Source organism: Octadecabacter antarcticus 307 (genome assembly GCF_000155675.2).
Taxonomy (GTDB): domain Bacteria; phylum Pseudomonadota; class Alphaproteobacteria; order Rhodobacterales; family Rhodobacteraceae; genus Octadecabacter; species Octadecabacter antarcticus.
In genome coordinates, this window is the sequence record NC_020911.1 from 591,275 (window position 1) to 617,851 (window position 26,577).

Sequence of the window (26,577 nt, forward strand, 5' to 3'; positions counted from 1 at the left end):
TTCAGGCGAGTTGGGTGCGGGCCAAGCCTAGCATGGCAAGGCCGATCAGAAGGATGAGGCAAAATGGACGGTAGTACGGTGCCAGCCGTTCGGTAAACAGTTGTTGGCCGAGGAAGACGCCAACCATCGTCGGAATGGCAAAGAAAAGGCCGCGTGCAATGCCAGACGTGTCCATCATGCCGAATGCCACCAGCACGACCATAGAGATCGCAGCGCTCAGGAACAGATATAGCACCAGCGAGGCCCGCATGACCTTAGCAGGAGCATCAGCGGCCAACACATAGACTGCGACGACCATGCCGCCGACACCGGCCACGCCGGAAACGATGCCGGAAATGATGCCTGACCCGTAAAGGCCCGTTTTGGTAGCCAGAAATGGCATGCGGATTTTGGCGAGCAAGGTGACGGCAAGGATAACAATAACTGCGAGGGCGAGGGTTTTTGACGCTGCAACTGGCAATATGACCGTTAGGGCAAGGCCGATGGGCCAGCCGATGGTCGCCCCGATGGCAAGGCCGTAGGTCATGGTTTTGTCTGCGCCGTCCCAGCCGTTTTTCAGCATCAAGATTGACGCGGACATTTCCAACCACCACAGCATCGGGATCAGTTCGATAGGCGGCAGGATAATCACAGCCGTGGCCATAACCATGGCCGACAATGCAAAGCCCGAAAAGCCGCGCACCAGACCAGCCAAAAGCGTTAGGCAGATCAGGATCGCAAAATCGTTCCCGCTTAAATTTGTGGTGGCGAGGATCCAGTCAATCATGCGGCGCCCAACGTGGTCGCATCCAGTGCGATCTGGCGTTCTTCGTCAGCGTCGATCACATGCACTGGAATATCACCGAGGAAGGCGAGGTGCGCCATGATGCGGTCGCGGATTTCAGCGGAGTTTTGGCCGATGCCACCGGTAAATGCAACAGCGTCAACGCCGCCCATGGCGACGATGGCGGACCCTGCGTGACGCGCGGCCCAGTAGCAGAAATGATCGGCCGCGAAGTTGGCTTGATCTGTGTCGGCCGCGAGCAGCAGGCGCATGTCATTGGCGCCGCCAAGACCCTTAAGGCCGCTGTCTTTGTTCAGCCGCCGCGATGCTTCCGCGGCCCCGTGAATTTCCGCCATGCGAAGAACTGCCATGCCATCTATTGCGCCGGACCGCGTGCCCATCGTCAGCCCGTCCAAAGGCGAATAGCCCATGGACGTCGCGACGGATTTGCCTTTGTGGATCGCGCACAGTGACGCGCCGGAGCCGAGGTGGAATGCCAACAGGCGGTCCGGCAGGCGATCATCGAACTGCGTGACGATCCACGCATAAGACAGCCCGTGGAACCCGTAGCGACGGATGCCCATATCGCGGTCTTTTTTCGGGATCGCGTAGGCGGTGGCGACGGCTGGATTGGTCGCGTGAAACGCGGTTCCAAAGCTCGCGTATTGTGGCAGGTCGGGGGCCAGTGTTTGCAGGGCGCGTATGCCTGAAAGATTGTGGAGGTTGTGCAATGGGGCCAGCGGGCTTGCCGCCTCAATCCCCGCAATCACATCATCGGTAATCCGGCAGGGCTGCACCAAAGACGTACCACCATGGACGACACGGTGTGCGCATGCGCTAAGTTGGTCGGGCGTAATGCCTTGCGTGGTGAGGCTGGCAAGGATCGCACCAAGGGCCGCGTCATGGTTCGGTGCTGCAATATCTTTGTCGTCTGTCCCGAGTGATATGTGCGCCAACGGGCCGCCGATGCCGCTGACTTGGCCAGCCATAACTTCGGTCAGGTCGGGCTGGAACAGCGCCACCTTGATCGAAGAAGACCCCGCGTTGACGACAAGGATCATTTGCTAGCTGCCACGATTGCGCCAAGCGCAATGGACGACAGGCGGGCGGCGGCTGGGTCTGCGCGCGACGTCAGTAAAATCGGAACCTTTGCGCCCATCACGATGCCACCTGCGCAGCCACCTGTTAGATAGACGAAAGATTTGAACAGCGCGTTGCCCGACACGATGTCAGGCACGATGATGGCATCGGCTTGGCCTGCCACAGGATCATCGGTCAGCTTTTTAGCCTGCACCGCCTTTGGTGACATGATCAGATCGAACGCCAGCGGACCCGAAAAATCGGCGTCTGTGATGTTTTCAATCGCCCAATCGCGCAATTCGCGGCCTTCGATGGACGACGGCACGCTTTCAATCGGGGATTCTGTGGCTGACAGGAACGCGACCTTGGGGCGCGGGTTGCCGATTTTATGCAGCAGCGAGACGACTTCGCGTGTTGCGTCTTTGCGGGTGTTGAGGTCCGGGTTCACGTTGACCGCAGCGTCCGAGATTGTGATCGAACGCGACCCATCCGGCGTGGTAATATGAAAAATATGCACAAAGCGTTTGCCAGTGCGCAGACCGGCATCGCGCGATACGGCAGCACGCATGAAAGCGTCCGTGTGCAACTGGCCTTTCATCAAGACGTCCGCGCGACCGGTCCCACAGGCCATCGCCGCGGCGGCGCCTGCTTCGGCTTCACCGACGGTGTCGATGATTTCGTATTGGGAAATGTCCCAGCCCAGCTTGTCTGCTTCGGCTTGGATCATATCACGTTCGCCGGTGAACAGCGGCACCATCATGTTGGCTTGTGTTGCCTCAAACGCGGCGAGCATCGGCAGCGGCGCACCAGCGCGGGCGATGGCCACACGCGGTGTGGGCGCGTCTTGTGCCTGACGGATAATATGTGCGGGGGCGTCGGCCACGGCGTCAGATAGAAAAGATGACATTGAAACGAGGCCTTTCACGATTGGAGAACCGAGGCAGAGTTTCCCCCGCCTCGGCACTATCTTGCAATGGCTATTAAGCCATTGTTTGCTGACGCATGTCGTCCTTGGAGATGCCGGCCACTTGTACAGGCTTCTTCATGGCGTCGCGACGGAACGGATCACCAAGTTCCTGGTTGATCATGGCTTCGATCAGCGTGGTGATGCCGTTTTCCATCTGGTCCTTGATCGCCTGAGACAGGGCAGCGGTCAGTTCGTCCTGCGTGCGGGCGACTACGCCTTTCAGGCCACAAGCCTCAGCGACACCGGCGTAGGACACTTCTTCGTCCAGCTCAGTGCCGACGAAGTTGTCGTCGAACCAAAGCGTGGAATTCCGCTTTTCGGCGCCCCACTGGTAGTTGCGGAACACGATCTGTGTGATTGCAGGCCAGTCGCCGCGACCAATCGCAGTGAGTTCGTTGACCGAAATACCGAACGCGCCGTCACCAGCAAAGCCGACAACCGGAACGTCTGGGCGGCCAATCTTGGCACCAACAATGGACGGCAGACCGTAGCCACAGGGACCAAACAGGCCCGGCGCCAAATATTTGCGGGATTCATTGAATGACGGGTAGGCGTTGCCGATCGCGCAGTTGTTGCCGATGTCTGAGGAGATAATAGCCTCGACTGGCAAAGCCGCCTGAATTGCGCGCCATGCCATGCGTGGGGCCATCCAGTCGGGCTTGGCTTTGCGGGCGCGCTGGTTCCAGTCGGTGCCGGGATCGTCCTGTTCTTCGGTCATGGATGTCAGTTCTTGCGCCCATGCGGATTTGGTCTGCGCGATCATTGACTTGCGGTCATTGCGGCCCGCGTCGCCTGCCGAGTCTGCCAATTTAGCAGAGATCGCAGTTGCCACTTTGGCGCTGTCGCCGATGATACCGACTGTGACCTTCTTGGTGAGGCCAATACGGTCGGGGTTGATGTCGACCTGGATGATCTTGGCGTCTGTTGGCCAGTAATCAATGCCGTAGCCCGGCAGGGTCGAAAACGGGTTGAGGCGGGTGCCGAGCGCGAGAACAACGTCAGCCTTGGAAATCAATTCCATGCCAGCCTTGGATCCGTTGTAGCCCAATGGCCCAGCAAACAGCGGGTGGTTGCCCGGGAATGCATCGTTGTGCTGGTAGCCAACACAAACAGGTGCGTCGAGGGTTTCAGCCAAAATGCGCGATGCTTCGATGCCACCGGGGGACAGGATTGTACCTGCGCCGTTCAAGATGACCGGGAACTTGGCGGTTGAGAGCAGCGCTGCGGCCTCGGATACTGCGATCTCGCCGCCTTGGGGCAATTCGAAATCAACGATGACTGGCAGTTCAATGTCGATGACCTGTGTCCAGAAATCACGAGGGACGTTGATTTGTGCGGGGCCGGATGCGCGTTTCGCCTGCATGATGACGCGGTTCAGGGTTTCGGCGATACGCGACGGGTCGCGGACTTCTTCTTGGTAGGCCACACAGTCAGCGAACAGGTTCATCTGTTCCATTTCCTGAAAACCACCTTGGCCGATGGTCTTGTTGGCCGCTTGTGGCGTGACGAGCAGAACAGGTGTGTGGTTCCAATAGGCGGTCTTTACTGCGGTGACGAAATTGGTGATGCCCGGACCGTTTTGCGCGATCATCATCGACATTTTGCCAGTGGCGCGGGTGAACCCGTCAGCCATCATGCCGCCAGTTGTTTCATGAGCGCAGTCCCAGAATTTGATGCCTGCATCCGGGAAAATATCTGAAATCGGCATCATCGCGGACCCGATGATCCCAAATGCATTGTCGATGCCGTGCATCTGGAGTGTTTTTACGAAGGCTTCTTCGGTCGTCATTTTCATTTGGGAATCCCTTTCAATGCAAGTTTGCGTGCAACGTATGGCTTTGACGGGGGCCCAGTTAGGTCCAGATGGATACCAATTTTAGGGCCAGCCGTTCACATATTAAGACTGCTGGTCTCATTACCGGGCCGCTTTGTCGAGTCGATTTACAATTTGGGCGCGCCGCGTGCGAAGCTAACTCATTTCAGCGAGCGTTTTCGCAAGGATTTCCACGCCGTTAGAAATCCGTTGTGTCGGAATCGAACTATAGGCCAGGCGGTAGAAATTAAGCGGCGCGGAGGGGCCGCTGAAAAACGCGTGCCCCGGTTCGATCAGTACACTCTTTTCCGCCAGACGCTGGGCAAGGTCGCGCGTGTCCACATGTTCGGGCGCGCGCATCCAAAGTGCCGAACCGCCAAAACTGCCCGCCCCCGCAACCCTCAAGCCGTGTTCGGCAAGTGCGGCGTCAATGGTTGTGCGCCGTTCATGGAAAGCCCGGCTCATCCGCCCGACAAGCGCGTCGTAGTGACCGCGTGACAGGAAATAGGTGACGGTGCGCTGGATGTGACCGGGGGGGTGGCGCAAAACCGACGCGCGCAGCGCGCGGGCCTCGCGGATAAACGGTGCAGGACCAACAAGATAGCCGAGGCGCAGGCCGGGAAATAACGATTTAGAGAAGCTGCCAACATAGATCACGCGGCCATTTTTGTCGAGAGACTTAAGCGCGGGGGACGGGGGTTTCAGGAACGACATTTCAAATTCGTAGTCGTCTTCGACAACCAGAAAATCGTCCTGTTCCGCCTTATCAAGCAACGCGCGACGCCGTGACATCGGCATCGTCGCGGCAGTGGGGCACTGGTGGCTGGGGGTCGTAAAGACCACATCTGTTTCAGACGGTAATGAGTCGGGCGGTAACCCGTTTTGATCGACGGGGATCGCGTGCAAGTGGCAGCGCGATTGTTCGAGGATGCCGCGCAGCGCTGGATAACAGGGGTCTTCGATGGCCGCCGTGCGCCGCTGGGTTAGCAGAACCTGCGCCGTCAGCCAAAGCGCGTTTTGCGCCCCCATTGTCAGCAGGATTTCATCTGGTTGGGCAAGGATGCCACGGCGGGGCAAGGTTTGGCGTGCAATAAAGTCGAGCAGTTTGGGATCGTCGCTGTCGAAGTAGTCTGCAGTTAATGCGTCGAAATCCTTACGGCCCAATGCCTCCAGCGCGCAAAGGCGCCAGTTGGCGGAATCAAACAACGTTGGGTCGGCTTGGCCATAGATGAACGGATACTTGAATGTCGCCCAATCCGCAGGTTTTGACATGCTTTGTGTCGTGGTGAACCGCTGGCCGATGGCGCGGCCCCAATCGACGGTGCTGTGATCGCTGCTGGTGGCAGGAAAAGCTGGCGGTTCGGGCGCGTTTTCGGACACGAAATAGCCTGATCGACCACGTGCGATGATATAATCATCAGCCAGAAGTTCGGTAAAGGCGAGGGTGACGGTAATGCGGCTGACGCCAAGGTGCAGCGCCAGTTTGCGCGACGATGGCAGCTTTTCACCCGGCCGGAAGCGCCCCGCGAGGATACCTTCGGCGACCAATTGGCGGATTTGGGTCTGCAAGGTGCCGCTTGCATCCGATTGCAGAAAGAAGGTTTCAACGGGTAATGCCATGGGTCGTTTTAACTGGCCCCATGGCTGAGGTAAACTGGTCTTATGGCGCCAGAGGGGCGTCTCACGTCACTGCTGTTGCGCAACGGCGGCGGCAAACGCGCGGCTGTCGACCGCGAGGTTGGCCTGCGCGAAGGGGGATTTTTCGTTCTCTGCGCTGAAGAACTGGCTGTCGACGGCAACAATTTGCCATATCCCATCGACGTTGAGCAAGAACGGTGATCCGCTGTCGCCCTGTGCGGTGTCACATTCGTGCAGGATCGAATTGTCCTCAAACGACTCGACAATGCGGCAGCCTTGGTTGCCAGACATATTGTCGCCAGTGTCCCACGAATAGCCCGCCTGATTGACCAGCAAACCGGACCGTCCGATTTGTGAAAGGTTCGCAGCGGTGAGTTCGTGGATATCAAGATACCCGACTTCATCACCCAAGTTACGATCCAGAATGACCAGCGCCCAGTCGTGGCCGTTGCCACCGCCCGCAGGTTGCGTGTCGGGTGAATAGGCAGGATCAAAGACTGCACCAACGACATTGGCTTCGCCTTGCGAATTGCCCAAGGAAAGACCGGCCGAGAAACGAACAGGCGTCAGGGTTTCATCACCCGTATCGGTTACGCAATGCGCAGCCGTCAGGACCAGCGATGGACCGACCAACGTGCCCGTACAGGTGCCATCCTGCAGTTCGAGGGACCCGATAGAGCGCCACGGCGCCTGTGTCACATCGACCAAGAAGCGGTCGTCGCGGCCAAAGAAATGGTTTTCCAGACCAGCGGGGCGTGACCGGCCCAAGCAGTCAGCGGTGTCCGAAAACGGCTCACAAGTGCCATTGCCATCCGATGTTTCGTTGCAAATACCGTCAAAGGCGGTGTTGCAGGCATCGGTGCGGTTGCGCAGATAGGCCACGGCCGCACAGTCGGTTAAATCTGTGCCAGACGTGCAGTTTTCGGTGCCGATGCCCGGCTCGTCACATTCGTTGTCGTTCGCCCAACGACAGCTGTCTTCGCCGCCCAGTGCCATGGCACGGCAATCGGTGGCGTCAGTGCCGGCGTCGCAAAAGACTGTGCCACCAAAGGCGACATCGTCACATTCGCCGTCACCTGAATACTGGCAGGTATCATCACCCAATTGGCCGCGCAGATTGGCAGGCACGAGCGCGAGGAGGCGTTCGAGGGCTTCTGGTGAGGTCCCGAACATATCACAATCGGTGGCATCGGACCCGTCAACGCATTGTCCTTCGCCACCATAACGCATTTCATCGCAGGCACCGTCGTTCGCCCATTCGCAGCTGTCGTCATCTATCCCTGACGCGAGTTGACGGCAGTCGCTGGTATCGGTTCCCGCGTCACAGTAGCCTTGGCCGCCGTATCGTTCCTCATCGCATTCGTTGTCGCCTGCATAGTCGCAGGTTTCTTGCGCATAAGCGGGTAGGGCAATGGCGAATGTGAGGATAATGAGGAGTGAACGGAGCATGCTAAAAGCCTTTGACCTTGAAATGAATGGCTTCATCTTGGCGCGAAACAAAGGGTCAGGTCCATCCCTGATCCCGACCCTTGTTCGCTCTTTGCGGTCGTTCTAGCCGAACACGCGGCCCAAAGCAGCATCGACGGCATCCGTAATCTCATCGATATCATCTGCTGTGGCGATCAAAGCAGGTGAGAAACACAGTGTGTTGTTCTTGCTCGGTATGGACCGGTTGGTGGCCCCAATGATAACGCCCTGCTGCATACAATCTGCAACAACCGCGCCGACGCGCTTTTCGTCCATCGGGTCTTTGGTGTCGCGATCTGTCACCAGTTCAGCCCCAACAAATAGACCTTTGCCGCGCACATCCCCAATGACGGGATACTTTTCCGCCAAAGCTTGCAAGTTGGCGACCATGCGGTCCCCCATGACAAGGGTATTTGCCATCAGGTCTTCGTCTTCAATAATGCGCATGTTTTCAAGTGCCGCTGCCGGACCTGCTGTGCAGCCGCCAAAGGTCGAAATATCGCGGAAGTAGTTCATTGGGTCAGACGAGTCGTCCTTGAACAGATCGAACACGGCTTCGGTTGTGACGCAGCACGAAATCGCCGCGTAACCGGATGCCACGCCTTTGGCCATTGTCACGATGTCAGGCTTGATGCCGTAGTTTTGGTAGCCGAACCAAACGCCCGTGCGACCGACGCCGCAGACGACTTCGTCGATGTGCAGCAGGATGTCGTACTTTTTGCAGATTTCCTGAACGCGGTCCCAGTATCCTTCGGGGGGCGTGATGACGCCACCACCGGCGGTGACAGGTTCAAGGCATAACGCACCAACTGTGTCCGCACCCTCGCGCAGGATCACGTCTTCGATTTGGTTGGCAGCCCAAACGCCGTACCCTTCGTCAGGCGCGCCGTCTTGTTCGTGCTTGCGGTATTCCATGCAATGGGGAACGCGCACAAAACCGGGTGCGAAGGGGCCATATTGTGCATTGCGTTCGTCCTGACCACCCGCCGACATCGTCGCGAGGGTCGATCCGTGGTAGTCGCGTTCGCGATACAGGATCTTATGCTTTTTGCCGCCGTAGCGTTTATGGGCGATCTGGCGGACGATCTTGAAACCCTTCTCATTGGCTTCAGAGCCAGAGTTTGCGTAATAAACCCGCGTCATACCCGGCATTTTGCTGATCAACTTTTCTGCAAAAAGCGCACCGGGGATTGACCCGACTGTGCCACCAAAGAAGTTCATCTTCAGGATTTGATCGCGCACTGCGTTGGCAATGCTTTCGCGGCCATAGCCAACATTGACGGTCCAGACGCCGCCTGCAACGGCATCAATATGTTCTTTGCCATGCTGGTCCCAAACGCGCATGCCTTTGCCTTCGACAATGATGCGGGGCTCACCGGTTTCAAACTGTTTGTGTTGTACAAGGTGGTGCCAGACGTGGGCGCGGTCGGCGTCAACTACATGGCTCAGGTCGTTTGCTGTCAGTGTATCCATAATCAAAACTCCGCATGGAATCAGGGACGCCGCAAGGGCGCGTCGTCATACTATCACGGTTTAACTTTGACGCAGATAGGGCCAGTCAGTTCGTCGCCTTAGTGCCAGAATAGATGCAACTGCGGCGAAGATTACGGACCACATTGCGCGATCGTGACGCAATTAATACGGGGCTGGATTGCCAGATGACCGACAGGTTGCGGCGTGGTTAAGGCCACGTGCCCTAGAAATGGACCAATGCCCGCCCGAATTTCGCTAAAGATCAGGCGCGAAATACCTGTAATCGCTGGATGAGGAGTGTCAGAATGGCGTGGTTTAAGCCGCAGTATCGGTTCGTGCAGGTTGGTCCAGTGGGTTGAACTGACTGAAGAATCCTTTGTTGATGAAGGTCTGATCATGCCTGAGAACGCGGTGATTGTCTGCCGCCCGCGCGATGCCGATTTGGAAACCACGCAGTGGGTTCGTTCTGACGGGCCATAAGGACCCGCAGATGGTGCTGGCTATGGTCGGGGGTGATGTGATGTGTTTGGCCGCTTCTTTATGCTGCGCTGGTTCTTTTTCGTGCGCCGCATGCTTAGCGCACGCACGACGGTGCGGTTCGACAGAATGGGGATCAATTAAAAATCCACATTCACGCCAGGCAGGTTCAGCGACTTGATCAATTCGCGCAATTCTTGCCGCGCGGCGACGTTGGAAATGTTGAGCCCCTTAACGCCGATATCGCGCAAGTCCAGCAGCGTCAGACCGCGCGGGAACAATTCGCGAAAGATCACCCGTTCGTTAAAGCCGGGGATTGTGCGGAACCCGATGCGTTTGGACAGTTTTGCAATCGCCGCTTCCATCTTTTGTTTGTTGACCATGTTTTGCGCGCCCATGCGATTGCGCACGACGACCCAGTCGATGGGTTCAAACCCCGCTTGTGCACGCAACTGCCGTGCGTTCCAGACCATCTGCGAATAGACGGCGGGTCGGGTGATTGTTTCGCCGTCACTGTCGATATGCGCCAGCAGGTCAAAGTCGATGAAACTGTCATTCAGCGGTGTGATCAGCGTGTCCGCCAGCGAATGGGCGACCTGTGACAGGCGCGTGTGGCTGCCCGGACAATCGATGAGGATGAAATCACTGTCTGGTTCAAGCCCCGCCACGGCAACAGACAGGCGATGATCAAAAATATTTTCGCCTTCTTTCAGTGTCGCTGGATCGACTTCGGGCAGGTTGTGATACGTGGGCGTCGGCAGGGTCAGCCCCTGTTCAGCCAGAAACTTGGCGCGGTTTTCGATGTAGCGGCCAAGGGTTCTCTGGCGCAGGTCCAGATCAAGCGTGTCAACCTTATGCCCCATCCGCGACAGCGCTGTCGCGACATGCATTGACACGGTGGACTTGCCCGCCCCGCCCTTTTCGTTTCCGACGACGATAATATGTGCCACTGCCCCGGCCCCCATGTTGTGCCGGATCGTTGTCCAGCCTCGTAGTTAAACGATGCCGTAACTATACGTCGCACCGAGTTCAAGGCAATGCGCAAGGCAAACAGGGATTGACTTGTGATGCGCAAAGGCCCATCTGCCCCACAGGTTGGATGCTGGCTGCCGCGTGAGCAGGCGCAGATTTGCGCAAAGGTGCATCGACTGTGGTCAATACGCACAAGTATGACCGATAGGTTCCTTCCATCACGCAGGGGTGCCGCGCCAATTGGCGGGCCTAGTTTATCTTGGCATGGGCATTCGGCCCACCGCGAGCTTTTGGCGTTACCCTTTTGCGATGCCGCAGCCGTTCGGGCCCGTGGCGCTAATTTTATGCGGGCGCAGGTGTGTCCGCCCCGATCCAAGGAAAACTCATGGATTTCGATATGCTGGGCCTCGCGCCCCGACTGATTGCTGAACTGAAAAGCCAAGGGATCATTGATCCTACGCCAATCCAAGCGCAGGCAATCCCACATGCAATGAATGGCCGCGACGTCATGGGCCTTGCCAAGACCGGCAGTGGTAAGACGGCGGCGTTCGGCCTGCCGATGATTGACATGCTGCTTAAGGAGCAGGGCAAGCCCGAGGGCAAAACAGCCCGTGCTTTGATCCTTGCGCCAACGCGTGAGCTTGCGAAACAAATTCAAGAAAACCTCGCGGCGTATACGCAAGGCACCCACCTGAAGACCATGCTGGTCGTTGGTGGTGCTGGTATTACGGGTCAAATCCGTAAACTTGAACGTGGCGTTGACCTGTTGGTCGCGACCCCCGGTCGTTTGATCGATCTGTTGGAACGCCGCGCTGTGCGCCTTGGCGACACAAAGTTCTTGGTTCTCGACGAAGCGGACCAAATGCTCGACATGGGTTTCATCCACGCGCTGCGCCAGATCGCGCCGCTGCTGGCCCCTGAACGTCAGACGATGCTGTTTTCGGCGACAATGCCGAAATTGATGGCCGAACTTGCGGGTGCGTTCCTTAAAAACCCGATGCGCGTGCAAGTCGATGCACCGGGCAAACCTGTTGAGCGGATTGAACAATCGGTTCACTTCGTCGCCAAGGCTGCAAAGACCGATCTGTTGCTCGAATTAATCGACAAGCACCGCGATGAACGCGCGATTGTCTTTGGTCGCACCAAGCACGGATCTGAAAAGTTGCACAAGCTGCTGGCGAGCAAGGGCTTTTTGTCCGCGTCTATCCACGGCAATAAATCTCAGGGCCAGCGCGATCGCGCGATCACCGATTTCAAAGCAGGCAAAGTGAAAATCCTTGTGGCGACTGATGTTGCTGCCCGTGGTTTGGATATTCCTGAGGTGAAGCATATCTATAACTATGACTTGCCCAACGTGGCCGAAAACTATGTCCACCGTATTGGCCGCACGGCCCGTGCGGGTGCGGACGGCATGGCAATTGCGTTCTGTGCGCCTGATGAAATGGGTGAATTGCGCGATATCCAAAAGGCGATGAAGGCTGACATTCCCGTTGCGGGTGGTCGCCCGTGGGAGAAGTCTGAAGAAGAAGCCAAGCCCAAGCGCGGTGGCGGTGGCGGTGGTGGCCGTCGTTTCGGTGGTGGTGGCGGCGGCGGTGGACGTCCGGCTGGCAAGCCTGGCGGTGGTCGTCCTGGTGCTGGCAAACCCGGTGGCGGTGGCAATCGCCGCCGTAAACCGAACAACGCCTCGGCCTAAATTAAGGACACAGAGTTTTGCGTTTGAGCTGAGATATCAAGCGTCGCGTTTGCGTTCAAATCTTTGATTTGATGCGACGCGAGGCGATGTCCCTAAAATGAAAAACTCTCATAAGTTGCATTTTTGGGCACTTACGCTTATGTAAGTGTCCAAAGATAAAAAGAAAATTGGCAGCTCTAAAATGAAGCCCTCATTAAACAGCGTCTTGCGTGACTTTGTCGCGCCGATGTTTCGTCGTCCAAAAAAGCTACAAGTTGCGGCGCTGTGCACCCGTGGCGTGGGCGATGAAAAGCGGGTTTTGTTGATCACAAGTCGTGGTACGGGGCGCTGGATTTTGCCGAAAGGTTGGCCCATTCGTGGCCTCGCGTCTTGGCAGGCCGCTTTGCAAGAAGCGTGGGAAGAAGCGGGCGTGAAAGACGCCACCGCGTCGACCGACCCGATTGGCAGTTACGCCTACGATAAGACCATGGGCAGTGGACTGCCGATTCCGGTTGAAGCGCTGGTTTATGCCGTCAGCGTTAAAGGCCTAGAAACAGAATTTCCGGAAGCGGGGCAGCGTGAGTTGCGCTGGGTCACCCCGACAGAGGCCGCAAATCTGGTGGATGAACCCGAATTGAAGTCGATCCTGAACGTGATGGCCCCCGACGCATCATAAGAGTGGCGCATCATAAGAGTGGCGCATCATAAGAGTGGCGCGTCATAAGCATTGATTTGACGCGGTGTTACTGACAAACGTGCCGCCACACCTAGGGGGCACGATGACCGACAACAATAGCAGCGGCGATCTGCGACACTTAGACACGCTAGATCGCGATCTGGCGCGTTTTTCCCGACTTGAAATGGCGACACAATATGTGGCGCGTCCAATCGTTGGACCGGGCATTTCGTTGGTGTTTATTCTGTTGGCGGGTTTGGGTGCCGCGCTGTTTTTCGGGCAAACCAACAATGCGATGATCGTGATCGTTGCGACTTGTCTTGGCGCATATATGGCGCTGAATATCGGGGCCAATGACGTGGCCAACAACATGGGCCCTGCCGTTGGGGCGAACGCATTGACCATGGGCGGGGCCATCGCGATTGCGGTGGTGTTCGAAAGTGCAGGTGCGTTGCTGGCGGGTGGTGACGTTGTGTCGACGATCGCCAAGGGCATCATCGCGCCCGAAAGCATGGGTGATCCGGCGACGTTTATCTGGGCGATGATGGCGGCGCTGCTGTCGGCGGCGTTGTGGGTCAACCTCGCGACATATGTCGGCGCGCCTGTGTCCACGACCCATTCGGTTGTTGGTGGTGTGATGGGTGCGGGCATTGCGGCCGCAGGTTTCGCTGCCGTGAGCTGGGACACGATGGGCGCGATTGCTGCGTCTTGGGTGATTTCACCTGTGCTGGGCGGTGCTGTTGCGGCGTTCTTTTTGTTCGTGATAAAATCACGGATCATCTACAGGGACGACAAAATCGCGGCGGCCCGTCGTTGGGTGCCTGTTTTGGTCGGCATCATGGCGGGCGCGTTTGGCGCGTATCTGGCGCTGAAGGGCTTGAAGAAAATCATCAAAATCGACATGCCAACGGCGCTTTTGATCGGCCTGGCAATCGCAGTTGTTGTTTGGCTGGTCATGATTCCGGTGATCAAAAAGCAGTCCGAGGGTCTTGAGAACCGTAACAAATCCCTCAAGGTTCTGTTTGGCATCCCGTTAGTTGTTTCGGCGGCACTACTGAGCTTTGCACATGGCGCCAACGACGTGGCCAACGCGGTTGGTCCACTGGCCGCGATCGTGCAGGTGTCGCAATCGGGTGATTTCACCCACGATTTCAGCATCCCGTTCTGGGTCATGGTCATCGGCGCGTTCGGTATTTCGTTTGGCTTGTTCTTGTTTGGGCCAAAGCTGATCCGCATGGTTGGTAGCCAGATCACCAAATTGAACCCGATGCGCGCCTATTGTGTGGCCCTGTCAGCGGCGATCACGGTGATTGTGGCGTCGTGGTTGGGTCTGCCCGTCAGTTCCACGCACATCGCCGTGGGCGGTGTGTTTGGCGTTGGTTTTTACCGTGAATGGGACGCGGAACGCCGATTGCGCAACGCCCGCGCCGCAATGCCCGATCGCGCCGCTTATTCAGCCGAAGAACGCCGTCGTCGTAAATTGGTGCGCCGTTCGCATTTCATGACGATCATCGCGGCGTGGATCATTACGGTGCCAGCCGCCGCGTTGCTGTCGGCGGTGATTTTCTACGGCTTGGTGACGGTTGTCGGGACGGCTTAATGCCGCGAAGCAAAACGGACAGGTCCGCACATCTTAAAGGCCTGCCGTAACTTCAGGCCTTTAGGCCGTAACGGTCGCTTTCTTCGAAGACGTCAACGGCGCGCGTGCCAGCTGTTACTTTTACGCTGTGTGACGTGCCCGACGGGATGTCATAGTCGTCGCCTGGCCCGTAGGTTGCCGTCTTGCCGTCAATGGTCAGTTCAATTTGACCAGAAATCACTGATCCCCATTGGCCTTTGTGCACGTGGGCTGGAAGTTCAAAGTCTTCGTGAAATGTGAAGAACACAACCAAACCCGCATCCGATGCGATGGCGCGGGTGGTTACGACGCTTTGCGGGATCGGAAAGTCCAGCGCGGGAAATTGATCCATAAAACCAGCGAATGCCATAGTGCTATCCTTTCGATGAACGCCTTACGGCTAACATGGGCTGCCGATATTGGAAGGCCAAACAAAAAACGCCGCCCCCAAACAGGAGCGGCGTTTCATTCGTTTCAAAGGCGGGGTGCTTAGAAGCCCAGACCTTCGTACTTTTTCTTGAACTTAGAAACGCGGCCACCGGTGTCCATCAGACGTGAATTACCGCCAGTCCATGCAGGGTGCACGGATGGGTCGATATCCAGCTGCATGCTGTCGCCTTCTTTGCCCCAGGTGGATTTCATTTCGTATGCCGTGCCATCGGTCATTTTGACTTCGATAGTGTGGTATTCGGGGTGAATGTCTTTTCTCATCTGACCGATCCTTACGCTTTTGTGGCGCTGGAAGGCGCACGGTAGTTTGTCTTTTCGACGATACGTGCGGACTTACCACGACGCTCACGTAGGTAGTACAGCTTGGCGCGACGAACGCGGCCACGACGCACAACAGTGATTTCGTCGATGTTGGTGGAATACAGCGGGAACACACGTTCCACGCCTTCACCGAATGATATTTTACGAACGGTGAACGAGCCAGCGATGCCCTTACCGTTTTTGCGTGCGATGCAGACGCCTTCGTAGTTCTGCACACGGGTACGGGTACCCTCGGTCACGCGAAAGCCGACGCGGATGGTGTCACCGGCTTTGAAGTCTGGGATGGTTTTCCCAAGTTCGGCGATTTGTTCCGCCTCGATTTGTGCGATCAGGTTCATGATCGTCTCCTTAATAGTCACGCGGTTTTCCCGCGGATGTGAGGGCTGCCAGAGCTTCGGTCTTCATCGGGTCACCACACTGAGATCGTGTATTGCCCACCGGAGGTTTAACGGCCGTGCTTTGCAGTTCGGCGGGTTTCCGGTGAAGAAGTCGGAGCCATACCAAACAGGTCACGCGACTCATATGGGTTGCGGACTAGCAGCATATAGGCGGGACGGGTGTTTTGGGCAAGGGGGATTGGATGGTGATCGGGGTGTTTGTGTTTAACCCAATAGCCGCCAAAAAAATACGCCGCTCATCCCGAAGCCGACGATGGCGATAACAGCGCGCACCACAGATTTTGGCAGGGCCCGCGCCAACGGTGCGCCCGCATAGCCACCCAGCGTCGAGGCGACCATCATGCCCAGTGCGTATTGCCATGCCACCAACCCGCCGATGGCGAACACGGCGACAGAAATGGTCGACAGCACGAAGGACAACCCAATTTTCAGCCCGTTCATTTCGTGGATGTTGGACATGCCCCACAGGGCAAACAGCGCTAGCAACACAATGCCAAGGCCTCCGTTGAAATAGCCGCCGTAGATGCTGACCAACAGCAACCCCAGCGTGCCGTTCGGCGTGACTGCATGGCTTTTTGCGGTGGCCCATGCGCGGATTTTATCGCCAAATAAAAATGCCAGTGTCGCGGCCAGTAACAAGAACGGCACAACCATCGAAAACGCCTCGTTTGACGAAACCAGCAGCAACAAGCTGCCAATCAGCCCACCGATTAACGTGACACCGCACAGACGCAACAACAACGCCCGATCCACCCGGCCCAATTCGTCACGAAAGCCAAGTGCGCCGCCTAAGTAACCGGGGAACACGGCGATTGCGCTTGTGGCGTTGGCGATAATGGGCGGCACGCCGATGAACACCAGTGCAGGAAAGGTCAAAAACGTGCCGCCCCCCGCGATCGTGTTGAGGACGCCTGCACCAAATGCCGCTGCGATAATGAGCGCAAATTCCATAATTTTTCCTTTAGGAGTCTTTTCGTTTCGCCCATAAATCCGGCCGCCTTTCAGCCGTGATCTTCTCGCTCATATCTTTGCGCCATTGCGCGACCTTCTTATGATCGCCTGACGTCAGCACAGGCGGTATTGCCCGCCCTTCCCACTCAGCGGGCCGGGTGTACTGCGGATGTTCCAGCAGCCCGTTGGAATGGCTTTCTTCTACCGCGCTGTCTGCATTGCCCAGCACACCGGGCAGTAGGCGCACGCAGGCGTCGATCAGCGTCATCGCGGGGAGTTCGCCGCCCGTCAGAACGTAGTCCCCCATGGATACTTCCATGATCTCAAAATGTTCCAGCACGCGTTCATCCACGCCTTCAAACCGCCCGCATAACAGCGTCACACCGTCCTGTGCCGCGAATTGTTGCGCCATGGCCTGCGTGAACGGTATCCCGCGCGGGGAGAGGTAAATCAGCGGCATTCTCCCGCGCGCCTTGCGCCGCGTGTCGGCAATCGCATTGCCCAACACATCCGCCCGTAAAACCATGCCCGCACCACCGCCCGCTGGGGTGTCATCGACGTTGCGGTGTTTGCCTTCGCCAAAACGGCGCAGGTCGGTGGTTTGGAGCTGCCAGATACCGTCTTTCAGCGCCTTCCCCGTTAGGCTTTCGCCGAGTAATCCCGGAAACGCATCGGGAAACAGGGTGATCACCTGCACCGTCCAAGCCTGTGCCAATACGATCTTGTCAGTGATCAATTCTTGCGGTTGTGAACTGACCTGCACAGACTTGCGGCCGATGGATCGGCTGGGTTGCTTGCGCGGGGAATTGTTGGGGTCATCCGTCATCTTCATCTGCCTTTCCAAGCAAGTCTGCCTTTGCCGTTATCAGGGCTTTGTCGGATAGGTTTGATCGGTTGAGCGCAAGAAGATCAGCCAGAAATCTATCGTCTGGCCCTGCGTTTTCCACAGGATGGGGGACGAGTTTGCGGCGGCGGTGTTCGGGCAATTCGATCAGGTCCATCAGGGGTTGCGCGGGGCCTTCGGGCCCATTTAGATCAGCGAGGTCGATGCTGCAAACGGAGCCAGTGACGGCGGCGGCCACGGCCTTGGTGACGCCATCAAGATCGGCGGCGGGCGCGTAGGTGGCCATATATGCGGCCTCGTCCATCGTCAGGCGGGACGTGCGCAGGTTGTGTTTGTAGGTCGATTTGATCCAAGATTGTGGATCACGGGTGGTGAAATAGAACACGACATCAGTCTCTGTTCCAAAAACATCGCAGATCACATCCTCAGCCCGCGCCATCAGCGTGGGGGTCGCGCTGTAGCACATTTGACCGTCGCGTCCGGGCATCCGCCCAGCAATATTTTCGTCCGAAATCAGGACTTTGCGACTGCTAGTCTGGTCAATCTTGGACAGCGTTGCGTGCAGGTCATCGGCGAATGCATCAAGCAGCGCGGGTTTGCCGTACCGCGAATATCGCACCGCCATGCGCGCCGCACCCTTGCGCAACCTGCCGGGCAAAACCAACGAACACCGCGGCCAGATGTTTTTGCCATTGGCGCGCAGAAATCGCTGGGCAGAGGTCGTGCCGGTTTTGTGAAAGCCAGCGTGCACGATCACGCGGCGACGTGGCATCAATCAGCCGCTGATGTGTCTTGCGTGTCGGCCTCATCCGCAAACAATCCGCGCGGCGGATCCACAACGATGCGACCAGACGCGAGATCCACGGTCGGCACGTTGGCCTTGGTGAACGGCACCAACACGGTGTCTTTGTCAGACGGGCTGATGATTTCCAGCAGGTCATCCGCGCCATTGGTTTGCACTGCTTTGACGCGACCCAGCTTGGCCCCGCCGGTGTCGTACGTCATCAAACCCACAAGGTCGGTGTGGTAAAATTCGTCATCAGGAAGCGACGGCAATTGGTCGCGCTGGGCATAAAGGTCCATGCCGCGCAGGCCGTCGGCCTCTTCTTTGGTGGTGATCCCGTCGACCCGCGCGATAAGCGAGCCTTTGGTTTGGCCTTTTATCACGATGGTCATGATCTGGCTTCCGTCGGCGCGGGTCAGCGGGGTGTAATTCGCCAGTGCCTCGGGGTCGGCACAGAAAGATTTAAGGCGGACATCACCGTTGACCCCAAAGGATCCGGCGATCGTTCCAACAACAATACGGTCATCTGACATGGGCATTCCTGCGTCGGTGTGGAAGGGGTGGGCGAAAGGTGGGGCGACGGATGCCGCCCCACCCAAGGGGCTGATTATTCAGTTTTTTCTTCTACTTCTGCTGCTGCATCTTCTGCAGGCGCTTCTACCACGGCAGGTGCTGCTGCGGCTTCTGCTGCTGCGATTTTAGCGGCTGCTGCCGCCTCTTTTGCGGCTTCTTCGGCGGCGGTGGCGGCTTCTGCTGCGGCGACGACTTTGGCAGCTTTCTGTTCAACGCGATCGGTGGCTTTCTTGCCTGGCTCACCCTTTTTGAGGTTGGTGCGCTCTTTCTTTTCGATGATGCCAGCCGCTTCGAGGAAACGCGAAATACGATCCGTTGGCTGTGCGCCTTTGCTCAGCCAGTAGTTCACACGTTCCATGTCCATTGTGACGCGTGTTTCGTCGTCTTTGGCCAGCAACGGGTTGTATGTGCCGAGCTTTTCAACGTAGCGGCCATCGCGTGGCATGCGCGAGTCTGCAGCAACGATACGATAGAACGGGCGCTTCTTGGAGCCACCACGTGCGAGGCGAATTTTCATAGCCATGATATTGATTTCCTTAAGTTTTATCTTGATGCGATTGATGGTGCTGAATGACTTCAGCGATGATGAAGTTGAGAAACTTCTTGGCGAAGGCAGGGTCCAGATCGGCCTGCTTTGCCAAATCTTCTAGCCGAGCGATCTGCGCGGTTTCGCGCGCGGGATCTGACGGGGGAAGGTCGTGTTCGGCTTTGAGTTTCCCCACAGCCTGTGTCTGTTTGAACCGCTCACCCAACGAATAAATCAGGATCGCATCAAGGCGATCAATGCTTTCGCGGTGGTCTTTAAGCAGGTCAGCGGCGCGCAGTGAATTGGTCATTTTTGCCCCCAAAATGGGTGGCACACAGTGTACACCACCTGTGCACAACTTGTATGTCTGCGGATCATACCGACACCGCCGCCGGCGAAGGATGCCGATAGAGCATGTCTATGCCCATATTGATGTTGTCATAGGTTGTTTCATAGACAGCACCAAGGCGTTCGGCCAAAGCGATTGAACGGTCATTGCCGGGAATGATGTTGCTGGTCAAAGTTTCAAAACCCATGACGCTATAGGCGTAATTGCGCGCAGCGGTTGCGGCCTCAAATGCGATGCCTTGGCCTTCGGACCCATCAAACATAACCCAGCTGAGTTCGGGTTCTGGCCAGCCTTCGGGATTCCACAAGCCAACCACACCCAAGGGCGCGTTGGTGTTTTTGAAGGTGACTGTCCAGAAGCCATAGCCGTGAAGATGCCAGTGGCCGATCATGCTAGCAAACCAACGCCACGCCTGATCGCGTGGAAGCGGTCCGCCGAACCCTTTGGATCGGATCGCATCATCATAGAATGCTGCAATCGCTTCAAAGTCCGACGCGACGGGGCCGCGCAACGTGAGCCGATCTGTCTGGAGGGTTACGGCGGGTGTCATTTCTTTTTACCAAAGCCAGAGAGGCCGGGGGGCAGGGCTGCGCCGCCGCCACCAAATGGATTTGCGCCAGCCCCGAACAGGTTCGCGCCGCCGCCTGGCATTGAGCCGAGCTGTTTTGCGGCCGCTTCCATCGCTGCTGGGTCGTTCATATCAGGCGCGCCGCCTTTGCCAAACATGCCCTTCATGGCCTGTTTCAGCATGCCGCCTTTGCCCATCTTTTTCATCATGTCCGCCATTTGGCGATGCATCTTGATCAGTTGGTTCAGTTCGCGCACTTCGAGGCCGGAACCGGCGGCGATGCGCTTCTTGCGGCTGGCCTGCAAAAGCTGCGGGTTGGCGCGTTCTTTTTTGGTCATCGAATTGATCAGGGCGATCTGGCGTTTCAGAACACTGTCGTCCATGCCGGAGTCTTCGATTTGTTTGGCGGCTTTTTTCATGCCGGGCATCATGCCCATCATGCCTTCCATGCCACCCATTTTCATCATCTGGTCAAGCTGCATGCGCATATCGTTCATGTTGAAGCGGCCCTTTTGGAGCCGTTTCATCATGCGTTCGGCTTGGTCAGCTTCAATCGTTTGTTGGGCTTTTTCGACCAGCGAAACGATGTCGCCCATGCCAAGAATCCGGCCCGCGACGCGTTCGGCGTGGAATTCTTCGATCGCGTCCATCTTTTCGCCGAGACCGACAAAACGGATGGGTTTGCCGGTGACAGCGCGCATCGACAGGGCAGCGCCACCGCGACCGTCGCCGTCCATCCGGGTCAGGACCACACCGGTGACGCCGATTTTGTCGTCGAATTCTGTTGCGACGTTGACGGCGTCTTGGCCTGTTAGACCGTCAACCACCAGCAGCGTTTCGCGGGGCTGCGCGACGTCACGCACGGCAGCAGCCTGCGCGATGAGTTCGGCGTCGATGTGCAAGCGGCCCGCAGTGTCGAGGATGTAGACATCATATCCGCCCATCGCGGCCGCTGTTTTGGCGCGCTTGGCGATCTTGACCGGGTCTTCGCCTTTGACAATCGGCAACGTGTCGACGCCGATCTGCGCGCCAAGAATTTGCAACTGTTCCATTGCGGCAGGGCGGTTCACGTCGAGCGACGCCATGAGAACCTTTTTGCCGTCACGTTCTTTTAGACGTTTCGCCAGCTTTGCGGTGGTCGTGGTTTTACCGGAACCCTGCAGGCCGACCATCAGGATCGGGGCAGGCGGGTTGTCGATTTTTAGCGCACCGGGGTCGCCGTCGCCTTGCAGAACATGCACCAATTCGTCGTGGACGATTTTGACGACTTGCTGGCCGGGGGTGACTGATTTGGTGACAGACTGGCCGGATGCCTTTTCCTGCACTGCGTTGATGAAATCACGCGCGACGGACAGGGACACGTCTGCTTCGAGCAGGGCAATCCGCACTTCGCGCAGGGCGGTCTTTACGTCGTCCGCAGACAGCGCACCCTGTTTGGTGAGGCGATCGAATACACCCGACAGGCGATCTGATAGTGACTCGAACATGGGCGCATCCTTTGCGTCGTTTCATCGGTGTTCGTTATATAAGAACGAACGGTTCAAAGCAGTAGAGCCCCCGTGGGCGCAACGCGCTGACGGGGGGCGATCCTCAGTCTATCGAGGACCGGAGGGGCAATGCTCTCCGGAGTTGAGGTGCGTTTAGGCGGGGGCGGGGTGCGAGTCAAGCGGCGGGTGTTCGGTTTCCCGCCGCGTGACGGGGCGTTCAAACAGGTTTGTGCGCGATCAGAATGATGGCCGCCAAGATGCCCAGCACAAGCGCGGGTATAAACGATGGGCCAAGCACCAGCAGATGAAACAGGACGGCGCAGATCATCGTGCAGACCAGCAGCCCCGCACCGATCCATTGCTTGCCGGGCACCCAAATCAGGACGGCGGACCCGACTTCGATGATCCCCGTGACATAGCGGAACCACTGGCCCCAGCCGATGGCGTCAAAGGTCGCGACCATCATCTCAACTCCGGCGAGTTTCGACAGGCCCGCCGCGCCAAAGGCGACGGTCACAAGGGCGGTGATGGCCAAGAGGCCGTATTTGCGAATAGTTGGGGTCATGGTGGATCGTCCTTATGCTGCGATTGCGTGTGTGATGTCTTTGGCTTTTATGAATTCGATATCTGTGATGCCGATAAAGCCAAGGAAGAATTTCAAATGTGGTGTCAGGAAGTCTGCGGCTGACCCAATCGTGGTGCCACCGGATGCCACGGTGATAATGGCCTTTTTGCCAGTCAGCAGACCTTTGGGGCCTGTGTCGGTATAGGTGAATGTCACGCCGGGGCGTGCAACAAGGTCCATCCATGCCTTCAATGACGCAGGCGCGTTGAAGTTATAGACAGGAGTGCCGATGACGATGGTGTCTGCGGCCTGAAGTTCAGCGATCAGCGTATCGGACAGTTCCAATCGCTTGGCGTCGTCAATGCTGCGCGTCGCGGGGTCTGTCAGGCGGGCGTCGGCCCAAGCAGCGTCCACCTGCGGCAGCGGTTCACTGGTTAGATCGCGGCGTGTCACAGAGCTGACTGAGTCTGGCCCGCCCAAATCAGCTACGATTTTTGCAGAAGCTTGGCGCGACGTTGATGTGTCAAGGTGGGCGGATGCGTCGATGTGTAGGATATGTATCATTTGATAACCTCGTGTTTGTGTGATGCACTCTATATTGTCTTTGCGCCTACGAACGCTATAGGTTGCTTTGAACACTTGGTGTGCATCCACGCACACAAACGCCAAAAGGACAGCCGATGGACAACTGGGATGAAATCCGCACCGCGTTTCAGGTCGCGCGTATTGGCACCGTCAGCGGTGCTGCCGATGTGCTGGGCGTGCACCATGCCACTGTCATTCGACACATTGATGGGTTGGAAAAGCGGCTGGGTGTGAAATTGTTTCAGCGCCACGCGCGCGGCTACACCGCCACAGAAGCTGGACAGGATTTAATGCAGGTGGCTGCGGCGACTGAAGATCAATTCACCCAACTGGCTGGGCGTATTCGCGGCCACGGAGACGGTGTGTCAGGCGATCTGGTGGTGACATCATTGGTGGTGCTGTCACCAATGTTGACGCCAATTCTGGCAAATTTTCGACGTGAAAATCCAGATATTACGGTGCGTTTTCTGACAGATGAGCGGCTGTTTCGGCTGGAGTATGGTGAGGCGCATGTGGCGATCCGTGCCGGGGAAGTCCCCAATCAGCCTGACAATGTTGTGCAGCCGTTTATGCGCCAAAAAATGCATCTCGCGGCTGCGCCAAGCTATGTCGCTGATCATGGAACACCTGACGGGATCGATGATTTGCCCAATCACTGGTTTATCGGCCATGACAACAAAGAAAACCTCGCTCCGTTCAATCGTTGGCTGACTAGACAGGTGCCAGAGAGCCGCATCGTGTTTCGCACGACCGACTACATTGCCATGTTCGATGCGGTTCTGGTGGGGGCAGGGATCGGGTTCGTCACCACATGGGAGATGCAACAGTATCCCGATCTGATTGATGTCATCCCGAGTCAAGACGACTGGTCAGCCCCGCTGTGGCTTGTCACCCACGTCGATTTGCACCGCACCACGAAGGTGCAGACGTTCCTTGCGTTTCTGAAGAAAGAATCCGAAAGCTGGGCGTTTTAGTCGCTTGGGAGGGCGATTGCGGGATCTGATAGTTCTGCCGCCAAGAACCGTTCGAACGCATCAAGATTGACCGCTTCGAATTGGCCGAAGCTTTGCATCCAGATTGACGCTTCGCGCAGCGCGTCCGGTTCCAGTTTGCACCAGTTCACGCGGCCGCGTTTTTCTTGGCTGATCAGACCTGCCGCCATGAGCACGTGCAGGTGTTTGGAAATCGCGGCCAGTGACATTGTGAAGGGGTCTGCCACATCGGTCACCGCCATATCGTCTTCCAGCAACATCGCAAGGATGGCGCGGCGGGTTGGGTCGCCAAGGGCAGCAAAGACCGTATCAAGGGACATAACCATAGCGCAATCAAACGCACAGACCCGCAAACGTCAACCAAATGGTTGAATATCCTATATCCACGCTCGCATGCCCAAACACCCCACTCTCTCTTCATCTTGGTCTATACAACTCAATAAAAACAGTACCTTAGTCGCGCCATTCCCCTGCTTGACTCTGACCGTTCCGCATCTTAATTCACCCCAACCAAGGAAGGGGCTTTTCAATGTCCGATCCCGACGACCACAGCGCCGCCCCCGACCGCCTCAAGGCGCTCGAGGATCGGATTGCAGCGGCCAAGGGCGAGGAGCGAAAGCCCCATTCTGAGGAACATTATTCACAAGCCAATATGGCATGGCGAATGGTGATCGAATTAGTGGCCGGTCTTGGGATCGGTTTTGGCATTGGGTACGGGTTGGACGTTTTGTTCGGGACCATACCAATCTTTATGGTGCTATTTATATTGCTTGGGTTTGCGGCTGGTATCAAAACCATGATGCGATCCGCGGCTGAGATGCAAAACGAACAGTTGGCCAAACAGGCTGACAAGAGTGAGGGCGACTGATGGCAGAAGAAGCACACAGCGAAGGCGGAGGACTTTCTTTCCACCCGCTTGATCAGTTCGAAGTTCACCGCGTCTTCGGTGAAGGACCGATCCAATGGTTCACGATCACCAACGTAACCATGTGGATGGCGATTGCTGTTGTCTGTATTGTTTTGTTGCTGGTTATCGGCACACGCAAACGCTCCATCGTTCCGAACCGCACACAGTCTGTTGCCGAAACGCTGTATGGGTTCGTCTATACAATGGTCGAAGATGTGACTGGTAAAGACGGGATCGTATATTTCCCTTATATCTTCACGCTGTTCATCTTCATCCTGATTTCAAACTTCCTTGGCTTGCTGCCAATGGCGTTCACAACAACCAGCCATATCGCGGTCACGGCGATCCTTGCGTTTGCGGTGTTCTTCACCGTGACGATCCTTGGTTTCGTGAAGAATGGCCCAGCCTTTTTGGGCCTGTTCTGGGTTTCCAGCGCGCCATTGGCGCTGCGTCCGATCCTTGCCGTGATCGAAGTCATTTCGTATTTCGTCCGTCCGGTGAGCCATTCCATTCGTTTGGCGGGCAATCTTATGGCCGGACACGCTGTACTTAAAGTCTTCGCGGGCTTTGCACAGGTTGGTCTGCTGGTCGCGCCCATCGCCATCCTTGGCGTTGTTGCGATCTACGCGCTTGAGGTTCTGGTGTCCGCGATCCAGGCCTATGTTTTCACAATCCTGACGTGCGTTTATCTGAAAGACGCGCTTCACCCGTCACACTAATTACTAAGAATGCTTGGTCGGGGAATAGCCCTGATTATTGCTAAACTTCCAATCGTAAGGAGATACACTATGGAAGGCGAACTCGCACACATCGGCGCTGGCTTGGCTGCAATTGGTTCCGGCGCTGCCGCAATCGGTGTTGGTCACGTGGCTGGCAACTTCCTCGCAGGGGCACTGCGTAACCCATCGGCTGCTGCCGGTCAGACTGCTACGCTGTTTATCGGCATCGCATTCGCAGAAGCACTGGGAATCTTTTCGTTCCTCGTTGCATTGCTGCTGATGTTCGCGGTCTAAGACACGACATCAAGATCCTTACGCTTAGGGGGAGATCAAACGATTTCCCCCTGAAGTAAGACCTCCGATGCGGGCAGTTTGCCGTCATCAAATCAGACTATCCAGAGGGATGCGATCTATGGCTGACCCAGTCGAAACAGGCGCAGAAGCAGGCGGGGCAGGAATGCCGCAACTGGATTTCTCGACCTTCCCGAACCAGATTTTCTGGCTCTTGGTCACGTTGATCGTGATCTACCTTATTTTGTCCCGCGTGGCGTTGCCACGGATTGGGGCGGTTTTGGCCGAACGTTCGGGCACCATTACAAATGACATCGGCGCTGCCGAAGAGTTGAAGATGCGCGCGATCAGGGCTGAGGCCGCTTACGACAAGGCCCTTGCGGATGCCCGTTCCGAAGCGGGCAAGATCGTCGCGCAAGCCAAGTCTGACATCCAAGCTGAATTGGATGTACAGATACAAAAGGCTGACGCCGAAATTGCCGCGCAAACCGCTGAAAGCGCAAAAGCGATTGCCGATATTCAGGCGGGTGCCACGGATGCGATCAAAGTCGTCGCCAAGGATACCGCCAAAGAGATTATTGCCGCATTCGGTGGCAAAGTGGACGCGAAGACGGTCACTGCGGCTGTCACTGCACGGATGAAAGGGTAACG

The 26,577-nt window shown here is 57.0% G+C and carries 31 protein-coding genes; 9 read left to right on the forward strand and 22 right to left on the reverse strand.

The genetic code is table 11. The features are described from left to right. Position 1 precedes the first annotated feature (1 nt). The 7 genes from OAN307_RS03125 to OAN307_RS03155 all read right to left on the reverse strand — a co-directional run bounded on the left by OAN307_RS03125 (position 2) and on the right by OAN307_RS03155 (position 9,201). On the reverse strand, positions 2-766 hold the full coding sequence (locus tag OAN307_RS03125; RefSeq protein ID WP_015498397.1) for a TSUP family transporter: 765 nt from the start codon (positions 764-766) through the stop codon (positions 2-4). Beyond that, complete coding sequence (locus OAN307_RS03130) at positions 763-1,824, reverse strand: acetate/propionate family kinase (protein WP_015498398.1); 1,062 nt, start codon at positions 1,822-1,824, stop codon at positions 763-765. Before OAN307_RS03130 ends, OAN307_RS03125 begins: the two co-directional genes overlap by 4 nt. Next, positions 1,821-2,750 (reverse strand): phosphate acyltransferase, encoded by a 930-nt coding sequence (locus OAN307_RS03135; RefSeq protein WP_015498399.1) that lies wholly within the window; start codon positions 2,748-2,750, stop codon positions 1,821-1,823. The genes OAN307_RS03130 and OAN307_RS03135 overlap by 4 nt, the downstream gene beginning before the upstream one ends. A gap of 73 nt (positions 2,751-2,823) precedes the next feature. Continuing rightward, positions 2,824-4,605 carry a sulfoacetaldehyde acetyltransferase gene (gene xsc / locus OAN307_RS03140; protein ID WP_015498400.1) on the reverse strand — a complete coding sequence of 594 codons (1,782 nt, stop codon included), beginning with the start codon at positions 4,603-4,605 and terminating at the stop codon, positions 2,824-2,826. A 174-nt stretch (positions 4,606-4,779) separates the two neighbouring features. After that, positions 4,780-6,243, reverse strand: a complete 1,464-nt coding sequence (gene pdxR, locus OAN307_RS03145) for a MocR-like pyridoxine biosynthesis transcription factor PdxR (protein WP_015498401.1) — start codon at positions 6,241-6,243, stop codon at positions 4,780-4,782. 66 nt (positions 6,244-6,309) lie between these two features. Beyond that, on the reverse strand, positions 6,310-7,710 hold the full coding sequence (locus OAN307_RS03150; protein ID WP_015498402.1) for a trypsin-like serine peptidase: 1,401 nt from the start codon (positions 7,708-7,710) through the stop codon (positions 6,310-6,312). 102 nt (positions 7,711-7,812) lie between these two features. Next, a complete protein-coding gene (locus tag OAN307_RS03155; RefSeq protein WP_015498403.1) occupies positions 7,813-9,201 on the reverse strand; it encodes an aminotransferase family protein in 1,389 nt (462 codons plus the stop codon). 297 nt (positions 9,202-9,498) lie between these two features. Between OAN307_RS03155 and OAN307_RS27660 the strand changes: the two genes are divergently transcribed. Next, positions 9,499-9,681, forward strand: coding sequence for a hypothetical protein (locus OAN307_RS27660; RefSeq protein ID WP_144055491.1), 183 nt, complete (start codon positions 9,499-9,501; stop codon positions 9,679-9,681). Between the two features lie 137 nt (positions 9,682-9,818). Here OAN307_RS27660 and OAN307_RS03160 read toward each other — a convergent pair whose 3' ends face one another. Beyond that, positions 9,819-10,628: a division plane positioning ATPase MipZ gene (locus OAN307_RS03160; RefSeq protein WP_044044446.1), complete on the reverse strand. Its 810-nt coding sequence runs from the start codon at positions 10,626-10,628 to the stop codon at positions 9,819-9,821. 407 nt (positions 10,629-11,035) lie between these two features. Between OAN307_RS03160 and OAN307_RS03165 the strand changes: the two genes are divergently transcribed. From OAN307_RS03165 to OAN307_RS03175, 3 genes are all read left to right on the forward strand, one after another. Next, positions 11,036-12,343: a DEAD/DEAH box helicase gene (locus OAN307_RS03165; RefSeq protein WP_015498405.1), complete on the forward strand. Its 1,308-nt coding sequence runs from the start codon at positions 11,036-11,038 to the stop codon at positions 12,341-12,343. Positions 12,344-12,524: 181 nt separating this feature from the next. After that, the gene (locus OAN307_RS03170; RefSeq protein WP_015498406.1) at positions 12,525-12,998 is read left to right on the forward strand and encodes an NUDIX hydrolase; all 474 of its coding nucleotides are present in this window, start codon (positions 12,525-12,527) and stop codon (positions 12,996-12,998) included. A gap of 103 nt (positions 12,999-13,101) precedes the next feature. Continuing rightward, complete coding sequence (locus tag OAN307_RS03175) at positions 13,102-14,598, forward strand: inorganic phosphate transporter (RefSeq protein WP_044044447.1); 1,497 nt, start codon at positions 13,102-13,104, stop codon at positions 14,596-14,598. A gap of 52 nt (positions 14,599-14,650) precedes the next feature. On the opposite strand, the gene OAN307_RS03180 is transcribed toward OAN307_RS03175, so the two are convergent. The 13 genes from OAN307_RS03180 to OAN307_RS03240 all read right to left on the reverse strand — a co-directional run bounded on the left by OAN307_RS03180 (position 14,651) and on the right by OAN307_RS03240 (position 22,996). After that, positions 14,651-14,986, reverse strand: coding sequence for a cupin domain-containing protein (locus OAN307_RS03180; protein WP_015498408.1), 336 nt, complete (start codon positions 14,984-14,986; stop codon positions 14,651-14,653). Between the two features lie 119 nt (positions 14,987-15,105). Beyond that, positions 15,106-15,327 (reverse strand): 50S ribosomal protein L31, encoded by a 222-nt coding sequence (gene rpmE, locus OAN307_RS03185; RefSeq protein WP_015498409.1) that lies wholly within the window; start codon positions 15,325-15,327, stop codon positions 15,106-15,108. Between the two features lie 11 nt (positions 15,328-15,338). Continuing rightward, entirely contained in the window at positions 15,339-15,725 is a 387-nt protein-coding gene (gene rplS / locus OAN307_RS03190) for a 50S ribosomal protein L19 (protein ID WP_015498410.1), read from the reverse strand. Between the two features lie 264 nt (positions 15,726-15,989). Continuing rightward, positions 15,990-16,736, reverse strand: coding sequence for a sulfite exporter TauE/SafE family protein (locus OAN307_RS03195; protein ID WP_015498411.1), 747 nt, complete (start codon positions 16,734-16,736; stop codon positions 15,990-15,992). A gap of 10 nt (positions 16,737-16,746) precedes the next feature. Then, positions 16,747-17,568, reverse strand: coding sequence for a tRNA (guanosine(37)-N1)-methyltransferase TrmD (gene trmD / locus OAN307_RS03200; RefSeq protein ID WP_015498412.1), 822 nt, complete (start codon positions 17,566-17,568; stop codon positions 16,747-16,749). Continuing rightward, positions 17,552-18,352 (reverse strand): sulfotransferase family protein, encoded by an 801-nt coding sequence (locus OAN307_RS25045; protein WP_015498413.1) that lies wholly within the window; start codon positions 18,350-18,352, stop codon positions 17,552-17,554. Before OAN307_RS25045 ends, trmD begins: the two co-directional genes overlap by 17 nt. Further along, positions 18,352-18,897 carry a ribosome maturation factor RimM gene (rimM, locus tag OAN307_RS03210; protein ID WP_044044450.1) on the reverse strand — a complete coding sequence of 182 codons (546 nt, stop codon included), beginning with the start codon at positions 18,895-18,897 and terminating at the stop codon, positions 18,352-18,354. Before rimM ends, OAN307_RS25045 begins: the two co-directional genes overlap by 1 nt. A 74-nt stretch (positions 18,898-18,971) precedes the next feature. Next, positions 18,972-19,460 (reverse strand): 30S ribosomal protein S16, encoded by a 489-nt coding sequence (gene rpsP / locus OAN307_RS03215; RefSeq protein WP_015498415.1) that lies wholly within the window; start codon positions 19,458-19,460, stop codon positions 18,972-18,974. A 13-nt stretch (positions 19,461-19,473) separates the two neighbouring features. Next, a complete protein-coding gene (locus OAN307_RS03220; protein ID WP_015498416.1) occupies positions 19,474-19,773 on the reverse strand; it encodes a chorismate mutase in 300 nt (99 codons plus the stop codon). 64 nt (positions 19,774-19,837) lie between these two features. After that, positions 19,838-20,362: a GNAT family N-acetyltransferase gene (locus OAN307_RS03225; RefSeq protein WP_015498417.1), complete on the reverse strand. Its 525-nt coding sequence runs from the start codon at positions 20,360-20,362 to the stop codon at positions 19,838-19,840. Further along, entirely contained in the window at positions 20,359-21,867 is a 1,509-nt protein-coding gene (ffh, locus tag OAN307_RS03230) for a signal recognition particle protein (RefSeq protein ID WP_015498418.1), read from the reverse strand. Before ffh ends, OAN307_RS03225 begins: the two co-directional genes overlap by 4 nt. A gap of 217 nt (positions 21,868-22,084) precedes the next feature. After that, entirely contained in the window at positions 22,085-22,432 is a 348-nt protein-coding gene (locus OAN307_RS03235; RefSeq protein WP_044043124.1) for a DoxX family protein, read from the reverse strand. Positions 22,433-22,444: 12 nt separating this feature from the next. Then, complete coding sequence (locus OAN307_RS03240; protein ID WP_015498419.1) at positions 22,445-22,996, reverse strand: FMN-dependent NADH-azoreductase; 552 nt, start codon at positions 22,994-22,996, stop codon at positions 22,445-22,447. 116 nt (positions 22,997-23,112) lie between these two features. Here OAN307_RS03240 and OAN307_RS03245 point away from each other — a divergent pair, with 116 nt between their 5' ends. Continuing rightward, a complete protein-coding gene (locus tag OAN307_RS03245; RefSeq protein WP_015498420.1) occupies positions 23,113-23,991 on the forward strand; it encodes a LysR family transcriptional regulator in 879 nt (292 codons plus the stop codon). Here the strand turns inward: OAN307_RS03245 and OAN307_RS03250 are convergent. Further along, complete coding sequence (locus OAN307_RS03250) at positions 23,988-24,335, reverse strand: ArsR/SmtB family transcription factor (RefSeq protein ID WP_015498421.1); 348 nt, start codon at positions 24,333-24,335, stop codon at positions 23,988-23,990. The two genes, OAN307_RS03245 and OAN307_RS03250, sit on opposite strands and share 4 nt — an antisense overlap. Positions 24,336-24,538: 203 nt before the next feature. Here OAN307_RS03250 and OAN307_RS03255 point away from each other — a divergent pair, with 203 nt between their 5' ends. The 4 genes from OAN307_RS03255 to OAN307_RS03270 all read left to right on the forward strand — a co-directional run bounded on the left by OAN307_RS03255 (position 24,539) and on the right by OAN307_RS03270 (position 26,575). Then, complete coding sequence (locus OAN307_RS03255) at positions 24,539-24,877, forward strand: AtpZ/AtpI family protein (RefSeq protein WP_015498422.1); 339 nt, start codon at positions 24,539-24,541, stop codon at positions 24,875-24,877. Further along, on the forward strand, positions 24,877-25,635 hold the full coding sequence (locus tag OAN307_RS03260; protein WP_015498423.1) for a F0F1 ATP synthase subunit A: 759 nt from the start codon (positions 24,877-24,879) through the stop codon (positions 25,633-25,635). The genes OAN307_RS03255 and OAN307_RS03260 overlap by 1 nt, the downstream gene beginning before the upstream one ends. Positions 25,636-25,704: 69 nt before the next feature. Then, positions 25,705-25,929 carry a F0F1 ATP synthase subunit C gene (locus OAN307_RS03265; RefSeq protein WP_015496525.1) on the forward strand — a complete coding sequence of 75 codons (225 nt, stop codon included), beginning with the start codon at positions 25,705-25,707 and terminating at the stop codon, positions 25,927-25,929. A 118-nt stretch (positions 25,930-26,047) separates the two neighbouring features. Next, on the forward strand, positions 26,048-26,575 hold the full coding sequence (locus OAN307_RS03270) for a F0F1 ATP synthase subunit B' (protein WP_015498424.1): 528 nt from the start codon (positions 26,048-26,050) through the stop codon (positions 26,573-26,575). Positions 26,576-26,577: the final 2 nt, after the last annotated feature.

Coding starts and splice junctions, on each gene's coding strand:
- OAN307_RS03125 (WP_015498397.1), bottom strand. CDS start 766: ATGATTGACTGGATCCTCGCCACCACAAATTTAAGCGGGAACGATTTT.
- OAN307_RS03130 (WP_015498398.1), bottom strand. CDS start 1,824: ATGATCCTTGTCGTCAACGCGGGGTCTTCTTCGATCAAGGTGGCGCTG.
- OAN307_RS03135 (WP_015498399.1), bottom strand. CDS start 2,750: ATGTCATCTTTTCTATCTGACGCCGTGGCCGACGCCCCCGCACATATT.
- xsc (WP_015498400.1), bottom strand. CDS start 4,605: ATGAAAATGACGACCGAAGAAGCCTTCGTAAAAACACTCCAGATGCAC.
- pdxR (WP_015498401.1), bottom strand. CDS start 6,243: ATGGCATTACCCGTTGAAACCTTCTTTCTGCAATCGGATGCAAGCGGC.
- OAN307_RS03150 (WP_015498402.1), bottom strand. CDS start 7,710: ATGCTCCGTTCACTCCTCATTATCCTCACATTCGCCATTGCCCTACCC.
- OAN307_RS03155 (WP_015498403.1), bottom strand. CDS start 9,201: ATGGATACACTGACAGCAAACGACCTGAGCCATGTAGTTGACGCCGAC.
- OAN307_RS03165 (WP_015498405.1), top strand. CDS start 11,036: ATGGATTTCGATATGCTGGGCCTCGCGCCCCGACTGATTGCTGAACTG.
- OAN307_RS03170 (WP_015498406.1), top strand. CDS start 12,525: ATGAAGCCCTCATTAAACAGCGTCTTGCGTGACTTTGTCGCGCCGATG.
- OAN307_RS03175 (WP_044044447.1), top strand. CDS start 13,102: ATGACCGACAACAATAGCAGCGGCGATCTGCGACACTTAGACACGCTA.
- OAN307_RS03180 (WP_015498408.1), bottom strand. CDS start 14,986: ATGGCATTCGCTGGTTTTATGGATCAATTTCCCGCGCTGGACTTTCCG.
- rpmE (WP_015498409.1), bottom strand. CDS start 15,327: ATGAGAAAAGACATTCACCCCGAATACCACACTATCGAAGTCAAAATG.
- rplS (WP_015498410.1), bottom strand. CDS start 15,725: ATGAACCTGATCGCACAAATCGAGGCGGAACAAATCGCCGAACTTGGG.
- OAN307_RS03195 (WP_015498411.1), bottom strand. CDS start 16,736: ATGGAATTTGCGCTCATTATCGCAGCGGCATTTGGTGCAGGCGTCCTC.
- trmD (WP_015498412.1), bottom strand. CDS start 17,568: ATGAAGATGACGGATGACCCCAACAATTCCCCGCGCAAGCAACCCAGC.
- OAN307_RS25045 (WP_015498413.1), bottom strand. CDS start 18,352: ATGCCACGTCGCCGCGTGATCGTGCACGCTGGCTTTCACAAAACCGGC.
- rimM (WP_044044450.1), bottom strand. CDS start 18,897: ATGTCAGATGACCGTATTGTTGTTGGAACGATCGCCGGATCCTTTGGG.
- rpsP (WP_015498415.1), bottom strand. CDS start 19,460: ATGGCTATGAAAATTCGCCTCGCACGTGGTGGCTCCAAGAAGCGCCCG.
- OAN307_RS03220 (WP_015498416.1), bottom strand. CDS start 19,773: ATGACCAATTCACTGCGCGCCGCTGACCTGCTTAAAGACCACCGCGAA.
- OAN307_RS03225 (WP_015498417.1), bottom strand. CDS start 20,362: ATGACACCCGCCGTAACCCTCCAGACAGATCGGCTCACGTTGCGCGGC.
- ffh (WP_015498418.1), bottom strand. CDS start 21,867: ATGTTCGAGTCACTATCAGATCGCCTGTCGGGTGTATTCGATCGCCTC.
- OAN307_RS03235 (WP_044043124.1), bottom strand. CDS start 22,432: ATGACCCCAACTATTCGCAAATACGGCCTCTTGGCCATCACCGCCCTT.
- OAN307_RS03240 (WP_015498419.1), bottom strand. CDS start 22,996: ATGATACATATCCTACACATCGACGCATCCGCCCACCTTGACACATCA.
- OAN307_RS03245 (WP_015498420.1), top strand. CDS start 23,113: ATGGACAACTGGGATGAAATCCGCACCGCGTTTCAGGTCGCGCGTATT.
- OAN307_RS03250 (WP_015498421.1), bottom strand. CDS start 24,335: ATGGTTATGTCCCTTGATACGGTCTTTGCTGCCCTTGGCGACCCAACC.
- OAN307_RS03255 (WP_015498422.1), top strand. CDS start 24,539: ATGTCCGATCCCGACGACCACAGCGCCGCCCCCGACCGCCTCAAGGCG.
- OAN307_RS03260 (WP_015498423.1), top strand. CDS start 24,877: ATGGCAGAAGAAGCACACAGCGAAGGCGGAGGACTTTCTTTCCACCCG.
- OAN307_RS03265 (WP_015496525.1), top strand. CDS start 25,705: ATGGAAGGCGAACTCGCACACATCGGCGCTGGCTTGGCTGCAATTGGT.
- OAN307_RS03270 (WP_015498424.1), top strand. CDS start 26,048: ATGGCTGACCCAGTCGAAACAGGCGCAGAAGCAGGCGGGGCAGGAATG.